This is a genomic window from Phycisphaeraceae bacterium (assembly GCA_019636675.1).
Lineage (GTDB): Bacteria > Planctomycetota > Phycisphaerae > Phycisphaerales > UBA1924 > JAHBXC01.
The window spans coordinates 83,473-108,165 of sequence record JAHBXC010000002.1 but is presented as its reverse complement, the minus strand read 5'-3'; the positions used below and the strand labels follow the sequence as shown (position 1 = coordinate 108,165).

Sequence of the window (24,693 nt, the reverse complement as noted above, 5' to 3'; positions counted from 1 at the left end):
CGCGCTCACCGGGTCGTCGGGCCGACGCCCTCGCGGACCTTCTCTCGCTGCTCGCCCTCGTCGAGCTGGATCTTGACCAGCTCGGCGTAGCGCCCGTCCTTGGCGAGCAACTCCTCGTGCGAGCCGACCTCGGTGATGCGCCCCCCTTCGAGGACCACGATGCGGTCCGCGTTGCGGATCGTCGAGAGCCGGTGGGCGATGACGAAGCAGGTCCTGCCCTGCATGAGCCGTGTGAGCGAGCGCTGGATCAGCCGCTCGGACTCGGTGTCGAGGTTGGAGGTCGCCTCGTCGAGGATGAGAATGCGCGGCTTGGCGAGCAGGGCGCGGGCGATCGCGAGGCGCTGCTTCTGCCCGCCCGAGAGGCGCACGCCCCGCTCGCCGATCAGCGTGTCGTACCCCATCTCGAGCTTGGCGATGAAATCGTGGGCGTTGGCGGCGCGCGCGGCGTCGACGATGTCGCTCTGCGGCGCGTCGGGGTTGGCGTACGCGATGTTCTGGCCGATCGTGCCGTCGAAGAGGAACACGTCCTGCTCGACGATGCCCAGGAGCCGGCGGTAGGAATCGACCTCGATCTCGCGCAGCTCCTCGCCGTCGAGCAACACGCGCCCGACGGTCGGGTCGTAGAACCGCGCGACGAGGTTGCACAGCGTGGTCTTGCCGGCGCCCGAGGGGCCCACGAGCGCGATGACCTCGCCCGGCCGGACATCGAGATCGATGTCGGACAGCACCGGCTCGTCCTGCCCGGGGTAGGCGAAGGTGATGCCCTCGAGCGTCACGCCGCCTCGGACCTGCGCCGGGTCGAGGCGCCTGCCCTCGGGCTGATCGGCGAACTCGCGCGGCTCGCGGAAAAGGTCGAGCAGCCGGTCGAAACCCGCGAGGTTCGTCTGGATCTGCGTCGCGGTCGACGCCAGCGTCTCGAGCGGGCCAAGCAGCATGAGCAGGTACGCCGAGAACATCATCACATCGCCGATGGTGAGACGCCCCTGCAGGACCTGCCAGCCGCCGTAGAGCAGCACGCCCGACGACGCGAGCGGGATGATGAGCGACCACGCGATGTCGATGGCGCGAGACCACCACCACGCGAGGATCTCCTGGCGGACCATGAAGTGGTTGCCGGTGACGAAATCCGACGACTCCCGCCGCTCGCGCGAGAACCCTCGCACGATGCGCATGCCCCCGAACGCTTCGGTCGTGCGCGCGTCGATGCCCTGCCTCGCGAACCGGATGTCGCGGAACATCGGGCGCAGCGTGCCGATCCAGGTCTTGTGCGTCACCCAGATGATGGGCACGAGCGTGACGGCGCCCACCAGCAGACGCCAGTCGACAAAGAGCAGGATCGCGAAGGTGCCCAGCAGCTGGACGACCGCGCGCCACGGGTTGTACATCATCGAGAAGATCAGCTCGGCGGCGCCGCCGGCGTCTTCTCGCAGGATGCTCGCCACGCCGCCCGACTTCAGCGCCTGCACCCGGTGCAGGGGCAGGTGGACCGCGTGCTCGAACGCGCGCCGGCGCAGGATCACCTGCGTGCGCTTCGTCAGCTTGGTCATCTGCCAACGCCCCCACATCCCGATCGTCACGCTCACGACCGTCAGCGCCATCAGCGCGACGCAGAGGTTCACGAGCAGCGCGATCGGCTCGCGCGAGCCGGGAACCCACCCGGGCAGACCGGCCGGGCCGGGCGAATCCGTCAGGATGTAGTCGATCACGATCTTCGTCGACGCCGGGAGCGCCAGCCCGATCGCCGTGGACACCGTCAGCGTCGCCAGCGACGCATAGAGCAGGTGCCGGTTGCCATCGAGAACACCCCAGAACGCTCTGGCGAGCGCCCCGAACGAGCGGCTGCGCCGACGCTTCTTCTCGTCGTGCTCCGGGGCGCGGAGCTGGTCCATCCCCTTCCCCGGCTGCGCGTGGGCCGACTTCGACGCAGCCTTGCGAGCGGCGCGGTACTCGGCGAACCGGGTTCTGCTGGAAGGTCTCGCCGCGCTCGTGCGGCGGGGGTGGAAGGGCATCAGCCAATCCTATCGCCTTCATCAGGCCTGAAGATTCATTCAGGCCGATGTTCGGGCCGCCATTCTCACCGGGGCCAGGGGACGCGCGACCAGACCCCCCTGCTCGCGGCGGGGGCCGGGCCGGCGCAGAACCACACCTCCTCCGACGAGGGGCAGCACACCGCCGCGTAGATCGTCTTCAGATGCTTCGCGTCGCGCATCTCCACGCCCGGGTCGGCTAGGAGCGCGAACAGGTCGGTGGGCGGGTCCCACTCGTGGTGCGAGGACGCGATCGACTCCACCGCCGCCCGACGCAGGATCGTTCCCCCGGCGCGCGACCGCGCGAGGCGCTCCGGGTCGCGAGGCTGCTTCGCGCCGGGATGGTTCGTCGCGCACTGAAAGCCCAGCCCTGCGTCGTGGCGCTCGTGGCGCGACCGGGCGCACTCGAACACCGCCCTGGCGTTGGTCCTCCCCTCGACCACCATCAGGATCATCCCGCGGTCGCGATCGATGCGCCCCAGCAGCGCGTCCACCTCGTTGATGGTCGAGCAGGTCTCCAGCGCCTCACGCGCCCAGAAGAGCCACGAGAGACAGGGTTTCCCGGGATCGGGCTCGTCGGTCGCGTACATCGTGTGCACGTGCAGCCATAACCCCGCGGCGTTCATCCCGGTGTCGATGTCGATGTCCCCGGCGATCCCCAGCGCCATGGTCGGGATCCGGCCCGAGCCGGCCGGGTGGTCGTGGACCACCACGCTGTGCCCGCGGAGAAGCTGGGTTGGGTACCAGTCGCAGTTCCGGGCCACCCACGAGCGCCGATCGATCTCAACGCTGATCGCCGAGCAGGCCGCCCCGCCGCCCCCGGCGATGTCGGCGTACAGCCATGTCGCGATGTCGAGCGAACTGATCGGCCCTGCCCCCGCGCGGGTCGCCCCCAGCGCCATGCCGTCGACTTCCTCGATGACATGCACCGGGAGCGAGTCGAGCCACGCTCCCGCCCGCGCTCTCACCACCCCGGGGGAAACGCCGGTCTGGCTGGAGATCTCGTCGAGATAGCGTGCCCGGGCCGCGCGGTGCAGGATGTGCCCCAGCGCGCCGCCCAGGACAATCCCCTGGTCGCCCGGCGTGCCGCGTAATCGATGGAATGTCAGTTCTGACATACTGTTATCGGACGATAGCGCCGGACGCACCCGGTCGTAACACCGGACTTTTCGATCCGTTCGGGGAGAGTGAAGATGGGCTGATTCCCCCGAATCATGGTTGTACTCTAGTGCTTTCGAGGGTATCTTTAGACTGAGTGAATGGGCTTCGTTCGCCGCAGGGGCGCACGAAGGGAGATCGATGCGGAGAGATTCTCGTCATTTCATGTGCGATGCGCGATGCTCCTCCACGCTGCTGGCGGCGCTTGCGCTCTCGTGCGTGCCCATCGCGGCGAACGCGGCCAGCGTTCTGAGCATCCCTACGTCGCTCAACCTCGAAGACGCGTATCGCCAGAGCTCGCTGCCGCTGATGGATCTCGTCGTCGGCCCGACGCTCGCGGAAGCCGCCGGCTATGTCCGCCATGAGTCGGGCGCCGAGCCGCGCGCTTCCACCACGACGCTCAACCTCCCGGCCATGCGCAGCAGCGCCACCTTCGCGGCCCTGCAGCAGGCGCTGGTGTGGGATTCGCTGCTCTCCGAGATGCATCGCGGCGACCGCGATATGGCCGAGTACTGGCGCACCGGCTCCATCGAGCAGGGCGAATCCCAGTTCGGCGCACTCACCATGGGGCAGGACCTCCTCGAGCGAGACACGCCCCGTCGCGTACTGCGCAGCCCCGAACCCGAACGCGTGGCGTCGCTCGGAGGCATCGCCCGCGCACTTATGTTCAGCGCCACCGGCGCGAGCGGCGGCGGCGGTGGTGGTGGCGGCGGCTCCAGCGGCCGCTCGGGACTCCAGCTCCCCGTGCTCCCGCCCAGCGTTGACGGGCTCGCCCCGGTGGTCAACCCCGATCGCATCCCGCCTGCGCCCAGCCCTGCGCCCGCACCTGCGCCGCAGCCGACGCAGCCCCAGCCAGTGATCATCATCATCGATCTCGGTGATCTCGCCTGGGTTGACCCGACCTTCGCCTCGACCCCGACTCCCAGCCCCAGGCCCGACACTCACCGCCCCAATGGCCCGTTCGACAACGACGACGGGCCCGCTACGGGCAGCCCCCCGGCCATCCCTGCACCCACGGCCGGGCTCCTCGGCGGCATCGGGCTGTTCTCCCTGCTCGGCGCCCGCCGACGCCGCTCGGCCTGACACAGGCAGGCGCGAGAAACTCCGCACCCCCTCCAAACACGCGACCCCGACGCGTCGATATCCTCGCATCGTGCGCGTGTTCGAAGGCGACATCCTGTTTCTCGGCGCAGACGCGATGCTCGCACGGGCCTTCCGCGAACGCGTCGAACGGGGCGAGTCCCCGTGCCGCGAAGCGCAGACGAGATTCCTCGCCCGGGCCGAGTGCGACATCACCAGCGCAGACAGCGTCGAGCGCGCGATCGGGCCGGCGACGACCCTCGTGGTGAACTGCGCCGCCTACACCAACGTCGACGCCGCCGAGACCGACGAAGCCGCCGCGACTCTGGTCAACGGGGTCGGCGTGGGCCTCCTCGCGCGCCGGTGCGCGCAGGTCGGCGCAACGCTCGCGCATTTCAGCACCGACTACGTCTTCCCCGGCGACGCCTCCCTGCCCTACGCGATCGACGCGACGCGCGCCCCCATCGGCGCCTACGGGCGCAGCAAACTGGCCGGCGAGCGCGAGCTCGAACGGAGCGCCGCCGACTGGCTCTGCCTGCGCACCAGCTGGCTCTACGCGCCCTGGGGCAAGAACTTCGTGCTCACCATCGCGAAACTCGCGCGAGAGAAGTCGTCACTCCGTGTCGTGAACGATCAGCGAGGGCGCCCAACGAGCTGCGAAACCCTCGCCTGGATCACCGAGCGCCTGCTCGAGCACGGGTCGCGAGGCATGCGCCACGCGACCGACGGCGGCGAGTGCACCTGGTTCGAGTTCGCGTCCGACATCGCCGCGCGGGTCAACCCGGCGTGCGTTGTCGAGCCCTGCTCCTCCGCTGAGTTCCCCCGCCCCGCTCGCCGACCCGCCTACAGCGTGCTCGACCTCGCAGAGACCGAAGCCGTCACCGGGGCGATCCCCCACTGGCGCGTCGCCCTGTCACGCACCCTCGAACGCGCCGGGCACGCCCCCTGAGCACGAACCTCGCAGGGCCGGCGCTCGTCTGCAAGCGGGAAGGCCCCGAACGCCGACAGTGAGAGCAGAACGCGTCCACCCCCGGAAGGAACGACCAACGATGCATCTTCTCGTGACCGGCGGCGCCGGCTTCATCGGATCCAACTTCGTCCGCCTCGTGCTGCGCGAGAGGCCGGAGTGGCGAGTGACGAACCTCGACGCGCTCACCTACTCCGGAAACCTCGAGAACCTGCGCGATGTCGAGTCGAACCCTCGCTACCGCTTCGTCAAGGGCGACATCTGCGACGCCGCGCTCATGCGCTCGCTCGCGAGCGAGTGCGACGCGATCGCCCACTTCGCCGCCGAGAGCCACGTCGACCGCTCGATCATCGACAGCCAGCCCTTCCTCCGATCCAACGTGCTCGGGACGCAGACCCTGCTCGACGCGGCACGCGCCGCCGGCGGCAGGCGCTTCGCCCACGTCAGCACCGACGAGGTCTACGGCTCGCTGCCCCTCGAGCGCCGCGACCTGCTCTTCACCGAAGAAACCCACATCGCGCCCAACAGCCCCTACGCCGCGAGCAAGGCCGCCAGCGACATGCTCGTGCGCGCCGCGTTCCACACCTTCCACGACGATGTCGTCGTCACGCGCTGCTCCAACAACTTCGGCCCCTACCAGTTCCCGGAGAAAGTCATCCCCCTCTTCGTCACCAACCTGCTCGACGACAAGCCCGTGCCCCTCTACGGCGACGGGCTCAATGTGCGTGACTGGCTCCATGTCGAAGACCACTGCGAGGCGGTCCTCGCGGTCCTCGAGCGCGGCGTCGCCGGCGAGGTCTACAACATCGGCGGCAACAACGAGCGCTCCAACATCGAACTCACCCGCACCATCCTCTCCCTGATGGGCAAGGACGACTCGTTCATCCGGCGCGTCCAGGACCGACCCGGACACGACAGGCGATACGCCATCGACTCCAGCAAGATCCGGCGCGACCTCGGCTGGGAGCCGACGCGCAGCGCATGGCCCGACGCGCTCCGCGCCACCACCGACTGGTATCGCGACAACCGCGCGTGGTGGGAGCGCGTCAAGAGCGGCGAGTACGCCGCGTACTACGAGAAGCAGTACGGCAAGCGCTGAACAAAAAAACGCGACCCCGGGAGCAAGGGTCGCGCGTCGGACTGCAGTGATGACCGTGTCGGCGATCAGCGACGCCTGCGCGCCGCGAGCCCGAGCAGCCCGACGCACCCGAGGGAGCCCGCCAGCGGCGTGGGGATCAGGTCCGCGACGAACAGGAAGTCGCGAGTCGCGCTGTTGGACTGGCCTTCCACGCCGAGCCACCCGCGCCCGACCCAGAAACCCATGCCCTCCATGCCCGTGCCCGCCAGACGGAAGTCGTCCTGCAGAAACAGGAACGACCTGCCGCTGTTGTCCGCGACGTCGAAGAGGTTGAAGGTCTGCCCCGCCGCATCGCCGGTGACCGCCGTCAACACACCGATATTGTTTGTCACATCGGGCGTCGCGAGATACCCCGTGCCCTGGGCGGTCACGTTCATCGTGTAGCTGTAGTCGAGCTGGTACTGACCCTCTGCGTAGCCGTAGCCGACGCCGCTGTCCTCGCCGCCGTAGAGATCACCGCTGATGTGCAGCGTGAAGCCCGAGCCCGTCGTCATGACGCGCATGATCACGTCGACGAAGGAGAAGGTCGTCGCCCCCCCGGCCGCGCCGGCCTGACCCGCGAAGAGCGAGTCGAGGCGCAACCCGTAGGGAGGCGGGTTCATCGTGCCGTCGGGATGATCCCGAAGCCGGTAGGTCGCGCCAGTCGCGACCGAGGCCGCGCAGCCGAGGATGCTCAGACCCGCCGCGGCCAACGCGGCACGCTTTCCGAATGTCATCAAGCCCGCCATAGCACATGCTCCTTTGACCGTAAGCACGAGCGAAGTGCTCGACCTACAGACATCAGGATAAGCATTGCCCGGTTGAGGAATAGCCCGACAAACCACCGGTTCTAAGGGGGGCTCTTCCTCAACGACCACCGGAAGAGAACAAAACAAGCCGGTCGATGGAGGATCGACCGGCGAGAGGGGTTCACGGTTCAGAGTCAGAATGCGCCGGGGTATACCCCGGGCTGATTCAGCGCTTGCGACGCAGGATCGTCAGACCCGCGAGGCCGGCCAGCGCGGCCGAGCCGGGCGTGGGCAGGATGAACACGTCGAGGTCGGCGCGCTCGTCGAAGCCGTTGGCGTTCGGATTGAACGAGGTGACGAGGAACGAGCCAACGAGCGACTCGTTGAACGCGTTGGCGCCGAACAGCGCGGACACATCGGTGTTGCCGAAGACAAAGCCGCTGCGAGGATCAGCGACCGTCGTGCCGAACACACCGCTGAAGGTCAGGCCGTCGATCTGGAAGCCGCGGCCCGCCTGGGCGTTGACACGACCGAGCTCGCCGATGGTGGCGAAGTACGTGTCGCCGTCGCCGTCCATGACCATGAGGTAGCCCCCGGTCACGAAGCCGTTGCTCAGGAAGATCTCGCCCTCGACATTCGCGAGTGCCGCGCCGCCCTGGGAGACGCCGTCGACGAGGATGTCGAGCAGGACGCCGCCGGCCGGGTCGGTGAGGGTCAGGATGCCGGTGTGGGTCACGCCGTCGAAGGTGCGACCGGCGTTGATCTGGATGCCGTTGATATCGAGCTGCATCAGCGCAGCCTGAGACCCGGCGGTAAACGCGACGACAGCAGCCGTAGCAGCGCTCAAATGACGAATCATGTCTGACTCCCTGTCTCGGCTTTCGCCAAGTATGCCCGGGGGGAAACCCGGGGACTCCTCCAAGTGAACCTATCCCTGTGCCTTTGCGCCGGTCTGTGCATGCCGGTGGTGCAAAGGGGTCACGGCTGTGCGGGCCGCTTCCACCACAATCCTACACCATTGTCGGGGGTAACGCAAGGGTTCTTGACGCAGGAAATCGAACTTCATCCATTCGTAACGCCGGAGGCTCCTAAAAACACAGCACGGCCCCAGAAGGGCCGTGCTGGAAGGTACTTGAGTTATCGGTCCTTGAGCAGGACTTAGCGGCGACGACGAGCCGCGAGCCCGGCGAGACCAACCAGACCCATGCCCGCAGCGAGCGGGGTGGGGATCACGGGGGGCTCGTCACCAGCGGGCAGGAAGATGTCGATGTCGCTGGTCGAGCGACCCATCGCGTTGGGGGCGAAGGCGAAGTTGATGAAGGAGCCGTCGAGGGGCTGGGTGTTGAACCAGTCAGAGATGTCGACGCCCACGAAGGTGGAGCTGTTGAACAGGCCGTTGAAGGTCAGGCCGTCGATCGAGAAGCCCTGGACGCCGCCGGGCAGGACCTGGTTCACGACCACGCCGGAGCCACCGACGATGTCGGTGTTGAAGGTGCTGCCGTCGCTCATGAGGAGCGAGAAGTTGCCGCCGGTGACGCCGCCGCTGACCAGGTTGATCACGCCGGTGAAGGCGGTCACGGTCATCGTGGTGGTCGCCTGAACGACGCCGTCGATCAGCACGCCGGCGAGGGTGGTGTTGACACCCTTGCTGAGCTGGATGGTGCCGGTGTGAGTCAGGCCGCCCCAGCCGTTGTTGCCGTTGGCGCGCTTGGCCTGGGCTTCGACCTTGTTGATGTCGAGCTGGAGCTCGGTGACGGCCAGCGCGTTGCCGGCAGTCGCAAGAACGGCCGCAGCCGCAAGAATCGTCGTCTTCATACTCATGATCCCATTCTCCCGTCTTTGTATGACTCTCGCGGCGGTTGTTGTTCTCTCCGTCCGCGATCCCTCATCACTCATTGGTTCGTGCGCCGGCCTGAGCTCTGGGCACATGCCCTTACCGAACGAGACCGGTTCTCCCGCATCGAACACCGTAAAGATACCCCAACTCGGGTGCGTGTCAATGTTTTTCTCGAGACCCGCAGCCGAAATCTGGGCAATCTTTACCGTCTGAACACCTCCGGAAACATTCCCGGACTCCCGGATAAACCTCTCTGATTCAGCGGCTTACACACACCCCGCCGCAAGCCGGCCAGGGCCTCCTTTATCGGACGAACGCATCCGCCACTTGTGGGGGGCAAAAAGAAGCCGATCGTCAAGGATCGGCCGCGGCAGCACACTGGATGTCCCGACCCGTCCCTGGGTCGAGTCTCGGTTCAGCGCCGACGGCGCAGCATCAGCCCACCCATCGCCACGGAACCCATACCCGCCGCAAGAGGGGTCGGGATCACATTCACCAGCGCGATCTCGATCCACGCGTCGTTGTAGTCGAAGTCCCCGCCGGTGCGATCCTCCCACGCCAGCAGCCACCCGTAGAACACGGTGTTGTAGTACATCGCGTAGGTAACCATCATGTCCTGCCCGCTCGGGTTGTCACTCTCTCTCGACGTCAGCGACAGACTCGAGGAGGTGTCCAGACCCCAGCGGAACTGCGTGCTCAGCGCGACATTGTCAACCGTGTTGCCGACGACCGTGGGGGTGATCGCCTGGAAGCCGCTCGCCGAGGCGTCGTCGTACCAGCCGAACGTGTGCGAGTCACCCGCGACCTTCGCCGTGACGCGCACGTCGATCACCCCGTCGGCCCAGCCGGTGTCCTGGGCGCCGACGATGCCGACCCCGTTGAGGTTCAGGGGGCTCGACCCGTTGCGGTCCTGCACGCGCGCGAAAATCCAGTTCGTGCTGGAGTAGCCGATCACAGAGTTCGCCACAGGCGCCCCAGTGCCGCCGACGTCCGACGCCGTCGCGGTTCCGAACGCGCTGAACCCGCCCCCGTACACGCTGTTCAGCAGCTGCAGGTGGCTCGGCTCGCTGCCGGTGCGCACGTGCGTGTAGTCCTCCGCCGCGCCCGCCACACCGGCGAACGCGACCGCGGCGCACGCGCCGAAAGTCACTCGTCTCATAGCTCTTTCTCCTTCGTGAGACCGTCAAGGCCTCGATGTCGCCCGCAGCGCAAGACCATCCTGCGCCCGATCAACAGAAGGAGAGTAGTGGAAGACGCCTCGCGCACTCGCGAGAAAACCACTCGAAAACCACCTGTTTTCAACAGATCCCACGCTTACACCGGTGGTGGCATGCGCCCGTGAAAGCATCGGCGCACGCGCCGGCGAAATCACCGGCGCGCACGACTCACGCGCAGAAAGAAATCGCGCGAGCCCGTGTTTCGCCGGGCCCGCGCGCCATTCTCTTGCCCATCTTCACACTCAGGCGCGCCGACGACGCGCGCCGATCGCCAGCATCCCGGCGGCGCCGAGCCCCGCCGCCATCGGCGTCGGAACCGCGATCAGACGGACCTCCACGACCGCGTCGTTGTAGTCGTAGTCAGCGCCCGAGCCGTGCCGGTCCTCCCAGAACAACAGCCAGCCCAGCATCTTCGACGACGCCGTGTCGAACATCGCGTAGGTCACCAGCTGGTCGAGCCCGCCGTGGTTCGTCGTCTCGTCCGAGGTGTACGACTTCCCGGTCGTGGTGTCCTTCAGCCCCCAGCGGAACGCGGTGCTGAGCGACACCTGATCGACCGTCGTGCCCGGCGTCGTCGGCGCGATCGCCTGGAACGAGCCGTCGCCGGCGTCGTTGTGCCAGCCGAACACGTGGCTGTCGCCGGCGTACTTCGCCTCGACGCGAACATCCACCACGCCGTCCGCCCAGTTCTTGTCCTGACCCACGCCCCAGTTGATCCCGTTCAGGTGCAGGGGCGACACGCCGCCCCGGTCCTGGATGCGAACAAAGGTGAGCGCCGAGGACTGATACCCCTGCGCCGTGACGAGCGACGAGCCGTTCTTCTGGCTCGTCGAGCTCAGCGCGCCGAACGAAGTGAACGCGCCCGAGTTGGCGGCGCCCGAGTACACCAGGTTCAGGATCGACGCGTGCCCGAGCTCCCCGCCCGGCGCCGCGTGAACGAACGAGTAGTCATTCGCGCCAAGCGCCGCACCGCTCACGCCCGCCGCAGCCACAACCGCCATGGTCAGATAACGCATCTCGAGTTCTCCTTGCAATCCCTGCCGCCCGACGGTCGCTGTGCACGCCCCGTCGCGATGGGCATCGTGGCCCCGACGGGCCACACGCCTCGCCGACCAATCAGTCTGCGCCGCGACAAAGCGCTTTCAACCGCTCTCTCGCGAGCCGACGCGACGCAGCTGCGCGCCGGCCATCGCCACAAGGCATCTTCCCGGACCGCGCGCACTCGGACTGCCCCGCCTTCCCCAGCCGGCGCGGCCAGCAGTCACACGCCCGAAAACGAAAAAGAGCCCGGCGCGACACGCAGGGCCCTGAACAAAGCACATTCGATGAACACCCGGTCGCTTACGACCCGCGCCGACGCGGTCCGAACGCCAGAAGCCCGAAGGCGACCGCGGCGCCCGACCCCGGCGCCGGCACGAGGATCACGCTGAACTCCGCCCCCTCGCCGTCATCGCCGCGCAGGATGTTGAACACGAACGGGCTGATCGACGTCCCGTTCAGCGGCTGCGCGTTGAACCACTGGCTCACATTCACGCCGGCGAACGTGCTGGCATTGAAGAGACCGTTGAACACCGCCGTGTTGTCGATCACGAACCCCCCGGCCGGCGCGACGCTCACGAACCCAACCCCGCTCGCAAAGTCGCACGCGAAGGTCTCCGCGTTGGTGAGCGTGATCTGGAGATCACCACCGCTCACCACGCCGTTGGCGAGCGCGATCGACGCCGTGAATGCGCTCAACGCCATCGGGGTGATCGACTGCGACGCGCCGTTGATCGAGACATCCTGCAGCGCCGATGCGGCCCCGTTCGTGAACACGACCGTCCCCGAATGGGTCACACCCCCGAACGGCGACGGCGCGCCGGTGATGTCGAACGAATCGACCTGAAGCCCGATGACATCAATCCGCAGCTGCGCAAGGCACGCCGACCCCGACGCCAGCAAGCCCGCGCACGCGATGATCCGAGTGACGCTCATGGCTGATCCTCCGCCTCGAGACCACCGAGCCCTGTGCGGCGCGGCGTCTCCCCTCAGCGCGGCGCGCCGGACACCGCCCGGCGCGCGCGCTGCCGAAAACACCCTACCACGACGCACACCCTTCGCGCCCTTCGCGGCGCGACGCGCATCGAGATCACACGCTTCCCCGGGCCAGTGAAAGCACGGGGACGAGATCTCAAAAATGCAAAGCGCGGCGATGGACGCCGTGCTTTGCGGAGGAGATATCCGATCGGTTCAGGCCGGGCTCAGGCGCGGCGACGACGCGTGCCGAAGCCGAGCATCGCGATGCCCAGGACACCACCAGCGGCCGGGGTCGGCACGAGGAAGATGTCCAGGTCGGCGCCGGCGTCGAACCCGCTCGAGTTCGGGTTGAACCCGAAGTTGATGAACGAGCCGGCGAGGGGCTGCGCGTTGAACCACGGGGTGATGTCAGCGCCGGCAAACATGCTGCCGCTGAAGACGCCGCCGAAGGTCAGGCCGTCGATGGAGAAGCCCTGCACGCCGCCGGGCAGGATCTGGTTGGCGACCTGGCCGATGCCGCCCTGCACGCTCGTGTTGAACGTGTCGCCGTTGTTCAGCGTCATGGCGAAGCTGCCGCCGGTCACGCCGCCGTTGACCAGGTTGATCGTCCCGGTGAACGACTGGAGCTGGCCGAACGCGATGTTCTGCTGCACGCCGTCGAAGAACAGGTCGGCGAGCTGCGAGTTGACGCCGCTGCTGAGCTGCAGCGCGCCGGTGTGATTCAGGCCGCCGAAGGCGCTCGGCCCGCCGGTCGCGCCGAGTGTCTGGACGCGCAGCGCGTTCACATCAAGGTGCAAAATGCCCGCCAGCGCAGTGCTGGACACGAATGCGGTCGCGGCAACCGCGACGAACTTCAAGCCCGTGGTCATTCTCTCTCCTCCTGCATCTCGCCCGAGAACGCTGCGGCAGAGCCGCAACCCCATGTTCTCGACCGAGACTTGTTGTGGCCTCGCGGCCGGGTGACGTGTGAGAGCAGGATACACGGGCACCCCCATCTTCGGGAAGCGCAAAAACGATGCTTTTCACAAAAACACGAGAATCCCCCGGCGACGAACCGGATCGATGGATCAGGATACTTCCTGACACAAACCGATCAGGTCGTGACAAAAAAAAATGCCCCGAGATGCGACTCGGGGCCAAAGAAACCGTTGGATGTGGAAAGAGGGCCTGCGCCCGCCTCACCCGCGCCGACGACGCCCGGCCAGGCCGGCGATCGCGACACCCAGAACCCCCACCGCGCCGGGCGTGGGGATCAGGAAGATGTCGACGCTGGTGTCCCCGTCAAACCCGTTGGCATTGGGGCTGAAGGAGAAGTTCAGGAACGAGCCGTCGAGGGGCTGCGCGTTGAACCAGGGCGTGATCGCGACACCCGCGAAGGGGTCGGAGCTGAACAGCGCCGAGGTGAGCAGGCCATCGATGCGGAATCCCTGACCCGCCTGAGTGTTGACCTGACCGGCCCCATTCTGGATCTGCGTGGTGAAGGTCGCGCCGCCCACGACGGTCATCGAGAAACTCCCGCCGACAACATTGCCGCCGACGAGATTGATGATGCCGTTGAAGGACTGCAGCTGGTTCGGGGCGACATTCTGCGACACGCCGTCCAGAAGGATCTCCGCGAGACTCGTGTTCGCGTTCGACGACAGATGCACGGACCCGGTGTGGCCCACGCCACCGAACGGGCCAGCGCCGCCCGCAGGCCCAAACGCCTGCGCGGCAACCGAATTGATGTCGAGCTGGAGGATCCCTCCAGTCGCCGGAAGAGCCGTAGCGGCAAGTCCCGCCGCAATCACTGCGCACAATTTCCCAGTCATGTCTTCACCTCCTAAGAGCGATCAGAACACCGCGGCGAAGCCGCTCCCCATGTTCATGACCGCGTTCGAACCGTGATCGCAACCTCTGACCCAGTTATGGTACCATAAGTTGCCGCCGTCCCAAGACGAAAACTGGGAATTCTGTAGAACAAGGGTTTTCTAGGGGGCGTCTGGCAAAGGACTCCCGAAATCCGGGATTCCACCCACGCTTCGGCCCGTTGCTCAGACTCAACGATGGGCGCCCGTGTCCGGATCAAAAACGAAGCAGGGCCCCGCGATCACACGGGGCCCTGCAGGAAGCATTTGAACTGAAGTTCGGCTCTCCGAACGACTTACGCGCGACGACGACGGGCCGCCAGACCGAACAGGCCAAGGCCGGCCATCCCGCCCGCGAGCGGGGTGGGGATGATGCCCGTGCGGAGGAAGATGTCGACATCCGCGTCGGAGTCAAACCCGTTCGCGTTGGGGTTGAAGGCGAAGTTGATGAACGAGCCGTCCAGGGGCTGGGTGTTGAACCACGGGGCGATATTGACGCCCGCGAAGGTCGTGCTGCTGAACACGCCGTTGAAGGTCAGGCCGTCAACGCTGAAGCCCTGACCGGCCTGGGTGTTCACCTGACCGAAACCGCTCATGATGTTCGTCGTGAAGGTGTCGGTGTTATTCAGGGTCAGCGCGAAACTGCCGCCGGTGACCTGACCCAGAACCATGTTGATGGTGCCGGTGAAGGTCGCGAGCTGGCCCGACGCGATATTCTGCCCAACGCTGTTGAGGAGAACCTCGGTCAGACTCGAATTGATCGAGTGCGACAGCCGGATCGCGCCGGTGTGCGTGGTGCCTCCGAACACCGTGGTGTTGCCGCCCGAGTCCAGCGCCTGCGCGTTGAGGCTGTTGACATCGAGCTGCATGATCCCCGCGGCAGACGCGAGGCCAGCGGTCAGCGCCAGAGCGCCAGCGGTGCATACAAAGTTCTTAACCATAAAAACCCTCTTTCCGTGTATCTCTCTCATCCATCACCCGGGCTGTTCCAAAGCCCGAGGTCGTTGATTCAGGACATGCATTCGCACGCCCGATCCCGACACGATGATACCACGGATTCTGGGTGGGCCCAACTCACAACCACCCTCTCAGACAACATTTAGGGGGTTTCCCGGGTACAGCCGTCACACTGGGTAACCGGGGCGTCCTTGAACGGGGGCGCCCTGTGTCGGTCCTGCCGGCGTTCCCTTGGGCGTTCACCGGGCCGACGCCCTGGCCGGGGCCCCGGCGCCGGGGGAGGGGTGGTTCGCCCCCCCTTCCGCGACCAGACAGCTCGCGCGATGAAGACTCTCGAAGGTCCCGGCGTCGGTCCACCAACCCTCGAGGATGTCGTAGCTCAGGTCGCCGCGCTCGATGTAGTGGTTGTTGACATCGGTGATCTCCAACTCGCCGCGAGAGCTGGGCTTGAGCGTCTTAGCGATGTCGAAGACATCGTTGTCATAGAAATAGATGCCGGTCACCGCGAGGTTGCTCTTGGGCTCCTTGGGTTTCTCGACGATGCGCACGATCCGGTCGCCGTCGGTCTCCGCGACACCGAAGCGATGCGGGTCGGGGACCTCCTTGACGAGGATCTTGGCGCCGCTCCGCTGGCTGAAGAAGTCCCCGACCGCCGGGCGGATGTTCTTCTCGATGATGTTGTCGCCCAGAACGACCGCGACCTTGCCGCCCTCGGCGAAGTCCTCCGCGAGCTTGAGCGCCTCGGCGATCCCGCCCTCGCCCTCCTGATAGGTGTAGTGGAGCTCCTTGATGCCCAGGCCCTTCCCGTTGCCGAGCAGCTTGAGGAAGTCGCCGGCGTGCTCGCCCCCGGTGACGAGCAGGATCTCGTTGATCCCGGCGTTCAGCAGGCACTGGATCGGGTAATAGATCATGGGCCGGTCGTAGACCGGCAGCAGGTGCTTGTTGGTGACGAGGGTCAGGGGCCTCAGTCGAGAACCCAGACCACCAGCGAGAATGACGCCCTTCATGAAGGTCGGCTCCGTGTCCGTGGTGTGATCCGTGTGTCGTACATCATCGCGCCGAAGCCGCGAGGCGCTCTCGCGCCGCGACGATGCGGCTGCGCAGCGGGTCCGCGTCGCGACGAACCGGGCCCGAATCCTCGGCCTGCTTCAGCACGCGCTCCGCCTCCGCCGTCTTGCTCTGGGAGACCAGGCTCTCCGCCAGACCCACCATCAGCATGCGGTTCGTCGGCTCCAGCGCCAAGCCCTTCCGATACGCCGCCTCGGCTTCCGCCGAACGGCCCGCTCTCTCGAGCGCGGCGCCCAGCGAGTCGAGAAAGTTCACCCGCTGCGTGGGGAGGAACCCCTGCTGCTCGGCGAGCTCGACCGCCCGCTGCGCCAGCGACACCGCCTCGTCCAGCTTCACGCCCTGCTGCGTGAGCAGGTACGAGAGGTTGTTCATCGTGATCGGCTGGTCGGGCAGCATCCGCAGCGCCTCGCGATACGCGGCCTCCGCTTCCGTCTTGTCCCCGAGCAGCTCGTAGATCGTCGCCAGCATCAGACCGCCCGGCCCGCGCCGCTCCTCGGGCGTCATGCCTCGCAGCACGCGCACCGCCTGGCGCAGGTCGGCGTCATCCTTGGTCCGCTGGCTCAGGTCGTACCACGCCTGCACCACGGTCAGTCGACCCTGCACCGAAGACCCCACGAAGGACTCGCTCCGGGACAGCCAGTCGCGCACCACGCGAGGATCGGCCGACAGCACGCGCGCCGTGTCGGCGTGCGCCGTCGCCCACTGCTCGTCGGTCGTCGCGCGAGGCATGAGCGCCGCCTCGGCTCGTTCGGTCTGGCCGGTCTTCGCGAAGAGTCTCGCCTGAAGAGGCGCCGCGTCGAGGCCGACCAGTTTCAGGCGCTCCTCGTACGGCGCGAGAACGCGCAGCGCCTCGCGCGGGTTGTTCAGCGTCTCCAGCAACTGCGCGATCGCGAAGTCCGCGTCGAACGGGTCGGCCAGCGAACGGCTCCGCCAGTCGCGCGCCGCCGCGAGGGCCTGCTCGGCGAAGCGGGTGCTCGAGTCCGGCAGCCCCCTGCTCAGCTCGAACTGCGAGCGGGTCGCCAGCACCTCGGTCAGCAGCTGCGCCGGGGCCGCGTCGACGGGCAGCACGCGCATCGCTTCGCGCGCCTGCTCCGTGGCGCGATCGAACTCCAGACGCTCCACGTGCGCGATCGTCAGCAGGCGACGCGCCGGGAAGTACCTCGGGAAGTCCGCTATGACGCCCCGAAGGATCGTGATGTAGCCCTCGATGTTGTCGGGGTTCGTGCGAAGGGCCTGGATCGCCGCGAGCGTGCGCATCTCGGCGTTCTGCCCGCCCGACACGTCGCCGCGCTGGTCGGGACGGATCGTGCCCGACGGCTCATCGCCCCGCGCCATCGCGAGCCCGCCCGCGAGCGAGCGCAGCGTCTGGTCGTTGGGCGCGACCGCGAGGCCGCGGTCCGCCGCGGTCTTGCCTTCATCCATCATGCCGCGACGGACATAATGACGAGCGAGCGCCAGCCACACATCTCCCGTGTTCTCCGCTTCCGCGACGTCGCGGAGCTCCCGCTCGGCGCGCTCGGGCTGGCCGGCTCGCTCGAGAATATCGGCCCGGATCAGGGCTCGGCTCGCCGCCGGCTCGCTCTCGGGGATGCGATCGAGCATCGCCACGGCCCGGCCGAGCTCGCCCTTGGCGATGTAGTACTCCGCCACGCCGACGACGGAGATCGTCGTCGGGGGGTTCAGACCCTCGAGCATCGCGTAGACGCGCTCCGCGTCGGCGGCTCGTCCCTGACGCAGATACGCACGCGCCAGACGCAGCGTGTCCGCAGGCTCGCCAGAGAGCGCGATCTGCTCAAGCTCGGGAAGCGCCTGCGCCCACATCCCCTGCGCGAGCAGCAGGTCGGCGCGCGTGCGCCGGAGCTCCGGCGACAGATCTCGGATCTGGAGGAAGTCATTCAGCCGCTGCGCAGCCGCCGCCGCGTCCCCGCGCTCCTGCAGCAGCGTGATCAGACGCGGGTACAGCGTCGGCTCGCCGGGGCTCGCCGTCACCGCGGTCGACAGGACGCCGATCGCCGCGTCGCGGCTGCCAAGCAGCAGATGCGCCTCAGTGAGCAGAGCCGCGGCGTGCGCGTCCCCCGGGTCGTTGCGCACGACGCTCGCCAGCAGCTGCACCACCAGCGCCGCGTTCGCCTGCGTCGGGTCGCCGCCGCTCGCGGCGCTCGTTTCCACGGGTCGGAAGGTCAGCAGTCGACGCGCCTCGAACACGCGCCAGCTGGGCGAGGCCTCGCCCAGCGCCGCGCGGAGACGGTCGATCGCGTTCTTCACGGCAACCTCGTCGCGCCACGCGGAGTTCGATCGCAGAAGATCTCGCTGCACGTCGGGGTTCGCCTGGTTCGCGTCGCTCAGGCGCTTCAACGCCGCGAACGCGTCGGGATCACGCACCGCGTCGAGATACTGCGCGAGCGCGCGGTCATACGGCAGCGCCTCGGGCCCGCTGCGCCCCGCCAGCGCGCCTCGCAGCAGCGCCTTGCCCTCGTCCACGCGGTTGTCCGCCGCCGCCTGGATGGCCCGCGCGTAGAGCACGCCGGGGTCCTCGGCGACCTGCGGCGAGGACTGCAGCAGCGCCTCTGCGCCGCGCAGGCCGCGACGCTGCACCGCCGACGCGAGCGCGAGCGCGTCGCCCGGGGGAAGCTCCAGTTTCTCTCGCGTGATCCGGTCGACGAGCGCCTGCGCGCCCTCCAGATCACCGTCCGCCGCTTTCAGACGCGCCAGCAGCGAGAGCGTGACGCCCGGGTCGGGGGCGCCCTGGTCGAGCAGCTGCTGCATCGCGTCGATCGCCAGTCGCAGGAGCTCACGGTCTGGGGTCTCGGCGTCGGCCAGCGCCGCCGTGGCGCGCGCGAACATCCTCGCAACCACAACCCGGTCCGGCGCGAGACGCAACGCGTCGAGCGCAGAGGCCTGCGCCTCGCGGAGCTCGCCGTCATCCAGCAGCGCGCTCGTGAGCGCCAGCCGGGCCGCGAGCCACCGCGGATCCCGCTCAACGACCGATCGCCAGCGCGCGATCGCGCCGCGCCGGTCGCCGATCCGCATCTCGACCTGCCCCAGCATGAAGTCAGGCAATCCCGACCCGCGCATCAGCGAGCGCGCCTCCTCGAGCCGCTCCCGCGCCGCCGGGATGTCGTTCGCGTCCAGCGCGTTCGACGCCGCCAGCACCGCGACCCAATGCACGGACGAGTCGGTCTTCCGACGCGACAGCTCCTCGAGGCACCGCGCCGCGAGAGCGTCGTCCTCGGGCGTCCGCGTCGCGGTGAGCGCGAGCGCGCCCCAGCCGACCAGGCTGTCCCCGGCTGCGCCGAGGTCACGCCCGCCAATCGCGCGCCGCGCCAAGTCCGCGGCTTCTCTCGCACGCCCGTCTTTCCACGCGCGATCGATCGCCACCACCCGCGCGTCGTCGCCCAGGTTGTCGGCCTCGCGCTCCAGCATCCGGTCGGCCAGCGAACGCAGTTCGAGCGCGTCGAGCATCACGATGACCCGCGCAAGGGTTTCAGAATCAGGCACGCGCAGGGTCGAAGCCCTCGTCATGATCGTGGTCGCCGCCTCGCGCTGTCGCGCGAACAGCGCCGCCCGCGCCTGCTGCAGCGCCACGTTGATGTCGTCGGGCTTGCGCTCGGCGATCGCGTCGATGTACCGACGAACCACCTGCGGTGTGTCGCCGCGCCGTCGCATCACGTCCACCATCGCCGCGTGCCCGCGCCAATCGTCCGGGTGCGCCTCGGCGAACGCGCGAGCGGCCTCGAACGACGCGTCCAGCTCGCCGCGGACCGTGAACCCGGTCACTCGCGCCAGCATCGCGTCCTTGTTGCGAGGGTCGATGCGCAGCAGCCGGTCCGCGGTCTCCATGTACTCCGTGACCAGACCTCGCTCGCTGTACAGCGTGAGCAGGGCCTCGAGCGGGCGCGGGTCGTCCGGCATCGCGCTCGCCGCGTTCCTGGCCCAGTCCGTCGCGATCTGCAGGTGACGCGCGTTGGGCATCGGCACGCGCCGACGAGACTCCACGAACTTGAGGATCATCTCACCGTCGTCCCGGTTGCGCGAGATGTAGCGCCCCAGGTTGTCGGTCGCGCCGAGGTAATCGCGATTCTCGTACGCCTGCAGCCCGTCGACCAGCGCCGCCTGCGCCCGGTTCTGCTGCCTCACGGTCCGAGCGACGAACAGCCCACCCACCCCGAGCGCAAGGCCCGCGATCGCCACCACCAGAATCGCCGCTCTCTTCTTCGATCGTCGGCTCATCGCCATCGTGTCACACCTTCAATATCTGACGGATCGTCGTCCAGATGATCCAGAGGTCGAATCGAAAACTCTGCTTCTGCACGTACTCCAGGTCGTAGCGGATCCACTCCTGGAAGTCCGTCTCGGGCAGGCGCGTCCGGCGCACCTGCCACAGCCCCGTCACCCCCGGGCGAACGCTCAGACGCGCCTCACGCCACGCCGGGCAGAACTGGTTCTCCCCGTCCGGGCTCGGGCGAGGCCCCACCACGCTCATGTGCCCGAGCAGCACGTTGATGAACTGCGGCAGCTCGTCGAGCTGGAACTTGCGCAGCACCTTCCCCACCCGCAGCACGCGCGGGTCGTTCTGGATGAAGAACTGGGGACCGTCCGCCTGATTCATCTTCGAAAGCTCGAGCTTGAGCGACTCCGCGTTCTTGCGCATGGTCCGGAACTTCATGCACGGGAACTCCCGCCCGCGCAGGGTCTGCCTCCGGTGCGCAAAGAACGGAGGCCACCCGTCCTCGATGAAGATCGCCAGCATAATCAACGGATACAGCGGAGCAGTCGCCGCCAGCACACAAACACTGAAAACTATATCGAACAGACGCTTCACGCTCCGTCGTTTCCAGGTGAAACCCCGGGGAGTGCGGGCCAGCGTCCCGCGCGAGATCGCCTCCGCCCAGTCGACTTCACCCAGCGCAGGCGAAGCAGACGCGTCGTCCCTCACCATCCCCGGCCCGACGAGCGTCTGCCCCGGCGCGATCCGCGTCCCGGCCCCGATCCACAGCGGCCCGACCAGGCGCGCATCCGGAGGAACCTCGACGCTCTCGTGGATCCACACGCCGCGCTTGAACTCGTAGACGCCCTCGAACGCGTACCCGGGCGTCGCCCAGTCGCGCAGCAGCACCCGGGCGTACACCGTGCGCTGCTCCTCGCTCCTCGCGTCTAGGATCAGCGAGGGAGCCACCGCCGGCGCCGCGCCCTCCGGCCCGAGCCGCTCGCTGACCGCCGCCCATCCGAGATAGCGGTCCGGGGCCGATCTCCACACGCGCGCCAGCGCGATGTCGCCGGTGAGCGCCGCGCGGGTGGTGGCGCGCGTCGCGGAGTGATACACGCGTGACACACCCAGGAACTGCCCCTCGCGATCCGTGCGCACACGCTCGGAGTACGAGCGCTCGTCACGATCGACCAGGCGCACGCGCACCGCCTTCGTCCCGAGCCAGGTCATCCGCTTGAGCGCAGGGCCCGCGTCGAATCGCACCAGATCGTGGGCGTTGAGCAGCAGAAAGACCCGGGGTCCTTTCGGCGAGGGATCGGGCGACCGACCCGCGCAGCGCACCACCTGCACGCCGCGCATCGCCCACCAGCGATCGTGCAGCGCGAGCAGATCGGCGCCCCAGAGCGTGCCGATCCCTTCGCTCGCGATCGCGCGAGACGAGAGCCCTCCCTTGCTGACACCCACGCTGGACATCGCTCAGACCGACGCGCGTCGCGTCGAATCCTCGTCCTCCGCGCTCGAGGAGAGCGCCCTCAGCAGACCAGCGTCCGCGCCCCCGCTCCCGCTCCCGCCCGTAGACGCGTCGTCGGGGCGACGAGAGCGCACCGAGCGAACGCTCGACACGCTGCCGGCCGCGAAACTCCGTTCGAAGTCCTGGACCTCGGCCCGATTGAACACGACGCCGGCGCAGTGGACGCCGATCCGGCGAAGCCGCTGGATGCAGGCGTTGACCAGCTTGCTGTCCTGCCCGCGCGAGACCACGAGCACCACGCAGTCCGAGAGCCCGGCCACCAGATTCGCCTCGAGCGAGCCGAGCAGCGGGCCCGTGTCCACGAGCACAATCTCGAAACGCTCGCGCGCTTCGGCGATCAGTCGCGCCAGATCGCGCTTATTCAGACGCTCGGGCTCGATCGCGCCGTCGCGCCCGGCGGGCGTCGCCCACAGGTTCGCGAAGCTCGTCTCGTGCACCGCCGCGTCCAGCGAGTCGTTCTCCAGCGCCTCCGCCAGGCCGGTGACGCCCTCCATCTGGAGCGAGCGCGTGAGGCCGCGACCCAGAAGGTCCGAGTCCAGCAGCAGCGTCTTCATCCCAGACGCGGCGAACGACATGCCCAGCGAGAGCGTGAGACTGGTCTTCCCGTCGCCGGCGCCGGCGCTTGTCACCGTGTAGATCACCGGGTCGGGGTTCTCCGGAGGCGGGTGCAGCATCACCATGTTGCGCAGGTGATGCACGCTGAGCGCCGCGACCTCTTCCTGCTCCGGATCGGCGCTGCCGAGCTCCGGCAGGGCGCCCAGCAGCGGCGCCTCGAAGCCCAGCTTCTCCACCTCGTCCGTGAAGCGGAAGCTGCGATCCAGGAAAGTCAGCAGGAACACGACCGCGAACCCGGCGCCGAAACCGCCCATCGCGCCCATCGCCGCCAACGCGATACGCCGGTCCGTGCTCGGCTTGAGAGGCAGGTCGCCCTGCTGCGCGATGTTCACGCGCCCGGTGCGCCCCGCCTGCTTCTCGACGCGCAGCGCCTCGAGGCGCTGTCGCGCGCTGAGCAGATTGGAGCGGACCTCCTCCTGTTGCTCGCGGATGCGCATCAGATTGCTGACACGCGTGTTGAAGTCGGTCAGCTCGCGAGAGGCCTCCTGCTGCATCGCGAGGTAGAACTCTCTCGCGCGCCGCGCCTGGGCCAGCGACATCTGGCTGGGGACGAGCGTGAGGAGCGACATCTCGTCGCCGCCGGTCCCCTGCGGGCCCGCGCTGAGTAGAATCTCGCGCCGGTCGTTGATCTGCTGCTCGATAGCCGTGATCGCGTCGTTCATCCGGCGCATATCCCGGTGCATTGGCCCGAGGGTCTGACCGAGTCGCGCACGCTCGGTGCTCATCGCCCTTCGGCGCGACAGGAACTCCGCCATCACCGAGTCGGTCGTCGCGAGCTGCATGTTGATCACTTCGGGATCCTGCATGAGCGCCTCGTCGACGCTGGCTTCCGTCGTGACGATGCCCCCCTGCTCGCGCATCTGGATCACGACGTCGAGACTGTCGAGCTGGCGGGAGAAGAACTCGAGCTGCTGCTCCTTGGCCGCCTTGTTCCGCTGCAGACTCTCGAGGCCGCCGTGGACCTGCGCGATGCGCGCCTCGTCTTCGCGGTAGCCCTCGAGCGAGTTCGCGTAGCGGTTCACGAGATCCTGGACGAGCGTCTCTCGCGCCGTGTCCTGCGTCGCCGCCACCTCGCCGTAGAGCTCGTCGTACGCACGCAGCACCGCGTTGACCATCGCTTGGGCGACTTGGGGGCTGTCGTTCGCCGCAGACACCGAGATCAGCTGCCCACCGCGTGCGCGCCTGACGCTGATCGAAGACTGCAGATCGATGATGCCCTGCCGGCCGGGCCTGCCGCCGGCCGCGCGCAGCTGCGGGTCCTCCGCCGCGCGTTGCAACACGCGGCTGCTTCTCAGGAACTCGCCCTGCGCAGAGACGAACGCGTCGAACATCGGCGGGACCGTGTTCTGCTCCGTCTGAAAGAGCACGCGGTCCTGGGCCGGCTGTATGTTCACCAAGCCCACCGACTCAAACTTTGGTTTGGTCAGGAAGTACCCAACAACGCTGCCCGTCACCGCCAGCACGAGGGCCAGCGGGACCGCGTACTTGTACCTGCCGCGCATCCGCCTGTGGATGAACAGCAGCGGGTTCTCGGGCTTGGGCGGCGCCTGCTCGGCCGTCGACCCCTCGAGGAGGTACTCGTTGCGGGGCGGGGGAAGGTCAGTCACGGCTCACTCCCTGGGCAATGGTCTGGATCGTGGGCTCGATGGCGCGGATGAACTGCTCGACGACCGCCGCTCGTTCCGCGTCTGTCATGCTCTGTGGCGTGAGGATCTGCACCTGGGCCGCGCCCAGACCCGCAGCCAACCGACGCTGCGACGCGCGCGTGACCTCGTCCATATTGGCGACGATGTCGCGATCGCTCTCCGGGAGCACGAAGAAATTGAAGATTCGCTGGTGGGTCCTCGTGAGCGAGTCGGCCCCTCGCACGAACGAGTAGTCCTTCGCCGGCATCGTGAGCCCGCCCATCATGAAGGTCGCGTCCTCGCGTCCCTGCTCGACCCAGCCGTTGGCGGGGTAGCAGTTCGGGGGCCAGTGCCCCAGCATGTCGCGAACGTCGCCGCAGTGAACCACGAGCAGCCCGACCCGCGCGCCGGTGGCCGGGTCGATGTAGTCCCGATGCATGATCTTGTTCGGTTTCAGCAGACGCTGGGCCGCTTCCGAGGGAACCCCGTCGCGTCCAACCCAGCTCCCGATGCGGTACGGGATGCGCTCCATCGAGATGCGCACCGCCTCGAAGTACTCGTCGACGCCTGCTGTCTTCGCGGGCACGAAGCCCTTGAAGAGCGCGATGGCCACGAGCAGGCCGAAAGCGACGAAAGGTCCGAACGAATTGAGTCGCTGAAAAAGTCGCATGACGA

19 protein-coding genes are annotated in these 24,693 nt (G+C 67.8%); 3 read left to right on the top strand and 16 right to left on the bottom strand.

Going from position 1 to position 24,693, the window contains the following annotated elements; all coding sequences use genetic code 11:
- Nucleotides 1–5: 5 nt before the first annotated feature.
- Nucleotides 6–2,009: an ABC transporter ATP-binding protein gene (locus KF684_07145; GenBank protein MBX3352694.1), complete on the bottom strand. Its 2,004-nt coding sequence runs from the start codon at nt 2,007–2,009 to the stop codon at nt 6–8.
- Nucleotides 2,010–2,074: 65 nt separating this feature from the next.
- Nucleotides 2,075–3,145 (bottom strand): hypothetical protein, encoded by a 1,071-nt coding sequence (locus KF684_07140; protein ID MBX3352693.1) that lies wholly within the window; start codon nt 3,143–3,145, stop codon nt 2,075–2,077.
- Between the two features lie 205 nt (nt 3,146–3,350).
- On the opposite strand from KF684_07140, the gene KF684_07135 reads away from it, so the two are divergent.
- The 3 genes from KF684_07135 to rfbB all read left to right on the top strand — a co-directional run bounded on the left by KF684_07135 (nt 3,351) and on the right by rfbB (nt 6,331).
- A complete protein-coding gene (locus tag KF684_07135; GenBank protein ID MBX3352692.1) occupies nt 3,351–4,268 on the top strand; it encodes a hypothetical protein in 918 nt (305 codons plus the stop codon).
- Between the two features lie 70 nt (nt 4,269–4,338).
- Nucleotides 4,339–5,214 carry a dTDP-4-dehydrorhamnose reductase gene (gene rfbD / locus KF684_07130; protein ID MBX3352691.1) on the top strand — a complete coding sequence of 292 codons (876 nt, stop codon included), beginning with the start codon at nt 4,339–4,341 and terminating at the stop codon, nt 5,212–5,214.
- 100 nt (nt 5,215–5,314) lie between these two features.
- On the top strand, nt 5,315–6,331 hold the full coding sequence (gene rfbB / locus KF684_07125) for a dTDP-glucose 4,6-dehydratase (GenBank protein MBX3352690.1): 1,017 nt from the start codon (nt 5,315–5,317) through the stop codon (nt 6,329–6,331).
- A gap of 65 nt (nt 6,332–6,396) precedes the next feature.
- Here rfbB and KF684_07120 read toward each other — a convergent pair whose 3' ends face one another.
- From KF684_07120 to KF684_07055, 14 genes are all read right to left on the bottom strand, one after another.
- Nucleotides 6,397–7,086: a hypothetical protein gene (locus KF684_07120; protein MBX3352689.1), complete on the bottom strand. Its 690-nt coding sequence runs from the start codon at nt 7,084–7,086 to the stop codon at nt 6,397–6,399.
- Between the two features lie 238 nt (nt 7,087–7,324).
- Entirely contained in the window at nt 7,325–7,957 is a 633-nt protein-coding gene (locus tag KF684_07115; protein MBX3352688.1) for a hypothetical protein, read from the bottom strand.
- Between the two features lie 299 nt (nt 7,958–8,256).
- Entirely contained in the window at nt 8,257–8,919 is a 663-nt protein-coding gene (locus tag KF684_07110; GenBank protein MBX3352687.1) for a hypothetical protein, read from the bottom strand.
- A 431-nt stretch (nt 8,920–9,350) separates the two neighbouring features.
- Nucleotides 9,351–10,094 (bottom strand): hypothetical protein, encoded by a 744-nt coding sequence (locus KF684_07105; protein MBX3352686.1) that lies wholly within the window; start codon nt 10,092–10,094, stop codon nt 9,351–9,353.
- A 300-nt stretch (nt 10,095–10,394) separates the two neighbouring features.
- The gene (locus KF684_07100; GenBank protein MBX3352685.1) at nt 10,395–11,168 is read right to left on the bottom strand and encodes a DUF4114 domain-containing protein; all 774 of its coding nucleotides are present in this window, start codon (nt 11,166–11,168) and stop codon (nt 10,395–10,397) included.
- A gap of 325 nt (nt 11,169–11,493) precedes the next feature.
- Nucleotides 11,494–12,126, bottom strand: a complete 633-nt coding sequence (locus KF684_07095; protein MBX3352684.1) for a hypothetical protein — start codon at nt 12,124–12,126, stop codon at nt 11,494–11,496.
- A gap of 266 nt (nt 12,127–12,392) precedes the next feature.
- Nucleotides 12,393–13,037 carry a hypothetical protein gene (locus tag KF684_07090; GenBank protein MBX3352683.1) on the bottom strand — a complete coding sequence of 215 codons (645 nt, stop codon included), beginning with the start codon at nt 13,035–13,037 and terminating at the stop codon, nt 12,393–12,395.
- A 309-nt stretch (nt 13,038–13,346) separates the two neighbouring features.
- Complete coding sequence (locus KF684_07085) at nt 13,347–13,817, bottom strand: hypothetical protein (protein ID MBX3352682.1); 471 nt, start codon at nt 13,815–13,817, stop codon at nt 13,347–13,349.
- A gap of 494 nt (nt 13,818–14,311) precedes the next feature.
- Nucleotides 14,312–14,956, bottom strand: coding sequence for a hypothetical protein (locus KF684_07080; GenBank protein ID MBX3352681.1), 645 nt, complete (start codon nt 14,954–14,956; stop codon nt 14,312–14,314).
- Nucleotides 14,957–15,211: 255 nt separating this feature from the next.
- Nucleotides 15,212–15,979: an NTP transferase domain-containing protein gene (locus tag KF684_07075; GenBank protein MBX3352680.1), complete on the bottom strand. Its 768-nt coding sequence runs from the start codon at nt 15,977–15,979 to the stop codon at nt 15,212–15,214.
- A 43-nt stretch (nt 15,980–16,022) separates the two neighbouring features.
- Nucleotides 16,023–20,270 carry a hypothetical protein gene (locus tag KF684_07070; protein MBX3352679.1) on the bottom strand — a complete coding sequence of 1,416 codons (4,248 nt, stop codon included), beginning with the start codon at nt 20,268–20,270 and terminating at the stop codon, nt 16,023–16,025.
- 10 nt (nt 20,271–20,280) lie between these two features.
- The gene (locus tag KF684_07065) at nt 20,281–21,720 is read right to left on the bottom strand and encodes a sugar transferase (GenBank protein MBX3352678.1); all 1,440 of its coding nucleotides are present in this window, start codon (nt 21,718–21,720) and stop codon (nt 20,281–20,283) included.
- A 3-nt stretch (nt 21,721–21,723) separates the two neighbouring features.
- Complete coding sequence (locus tag KF684_07060) at nt 21,724–24,000, bottom strand: hypothetical protein (protein MBX3352677.1); 2,277 nt, start codon at nt 23,998–24,000, stop codon at nt 21,724–21,726.
- A complete protein-coding gene (locus KF684_07055; GenBank protein ID MBX3352676.1) occupies nt 23,993–24,688 on the bottom strand; it encodes an exosortase-associated EpsI family protein in 696 nt (231 codons plus the stop codon). Before KF684_07055 ends, KF684_07060 begins: the two co-directional genes overlap by 8 nt.
- Nucleotides 24,689–24,693 lie beyond the last annotated feature (5 nt).

What these genes read in the sequence shown, in the direction of transcription:
- KF684_07145 (MBX3352694.1), bottom strand. Translation starts at nt 2,009, where the DNA reads ATGCCCTTCCACCCCCGCCGCACGAGCGCGGCGAGACCTTCCAGCAGA.
- KF684_07140 (MBX3352693.1), bottom strand. Translation starts at nt 3,145, where the DNA reads ATGTCAGAACTGACATTCCATCGATTACGCGGCACGCCGGGCGACCAG.
- KF684_07135 (MBX3352692.1), top strand. Translation starts at nt 3,351, where the DNA reads ATGTGCGATGCGCGATGCTCCTCCACGCTGCTGGCGGCGCTTGCGCTC.
- rfbB (MBX3352690.1), top strand. Translation starts at nt 5,315, where the DNA reads ATGCATCTTCTCGTGACCGGCGGCGCCGGCTTCATCGGATCCAACTTC.
- KF684_07120 (MBX3352689.1), bottom strand. Translation starts at nt 7,086, where the DNA reads ATGACATTCGGAAAGCGTGCCGCGTTGGCCGCGGCGGGTCTGAGCATC.
- KF684_07115 (MBX3352688.1), bottom strand. Translation starts at nt 7,957, where the DNA reads ATGATTCGTCATTTGAGCGCTGCTACGGCTGCTGTCGTCGCGTTTACC.
- KF684_07110 (MBX3352687.1), bottom strand. Translation starts at nt 8,919, where the DNA reads ATGAGTATGAAGACGACGATTCTTGCGGCTGCGGCCGTTCTTGCGACT.
- KF684_07105 (MBX3352686.1), bottom strand. Translation starts at nt 10,094, where the DNA reads ATGAGACGAGTGACTTTCGGCGCGTGCGCCGCGGTCGCGTTCGCCGGT.
- KF684_07100 (MBX3352685.1), bottom strand. Translation starts at nt 11,168, where the DNA reads ATGCGTTATCTGACCATGGCGGTTGTGGCTGCGGCGGGCGTGAGCGGT.
- KF684_07095 (MBX3352684.1), bottom strand. Translation starts at nt 12,126, where the DNA reads ATGAGCGTCACTCGGATCATCGCGTGCGCGGGCTTGCTGGCGTCGGGG.
- KF684_07090 (MBX3352683.1), bottom strand. Translation starts at nt 13,037, where the DNA reads ATGACCACGGGCTTGAAGTTCGTCGCGGTTGCCGCGACCGCATTCGTG.
- KF684_07080 (MBX3352681.1), bottom strand. Translation starts at nt 14,956, where the DNA reads ATGGTTAAGAACTTTGTATGCACCGCTGGCGCTCTGGCGCTGACCGCT.
- KF684_07075 (MBX3352680.1), bottom strand. Translation starts at nt 15,979, where the DNA reads ATGAAGGGCGTCATTCTCGCTGGTGGTCTGGGTTCTCGACTGAGGCCC.
- KF684_07070 (MBX3352679.1), bottom strand. Translation starts at nt 20,270, where the DNA reads ATGAGCCGACGATCGAAGAAGAGAGCGGCGATTCTGGTGGTGGCGATC.
- KF684_07065 (MBX3352678.1), bottom strand. Translation starts at nt 21,720, where the DNA reads ATGTCCAGCGTGGGTGTCAGCAAGGGAGGGCTCTCGTCTCGCGCGATC.
- KF684_07055 (MBX3352676.1), bottom strand. Translation starts at nt 24,688, where the DNA reads ATGCGACTTTTTCAGCGACTCAATTCGTTCGGACCTTTCGTCGCTTTC.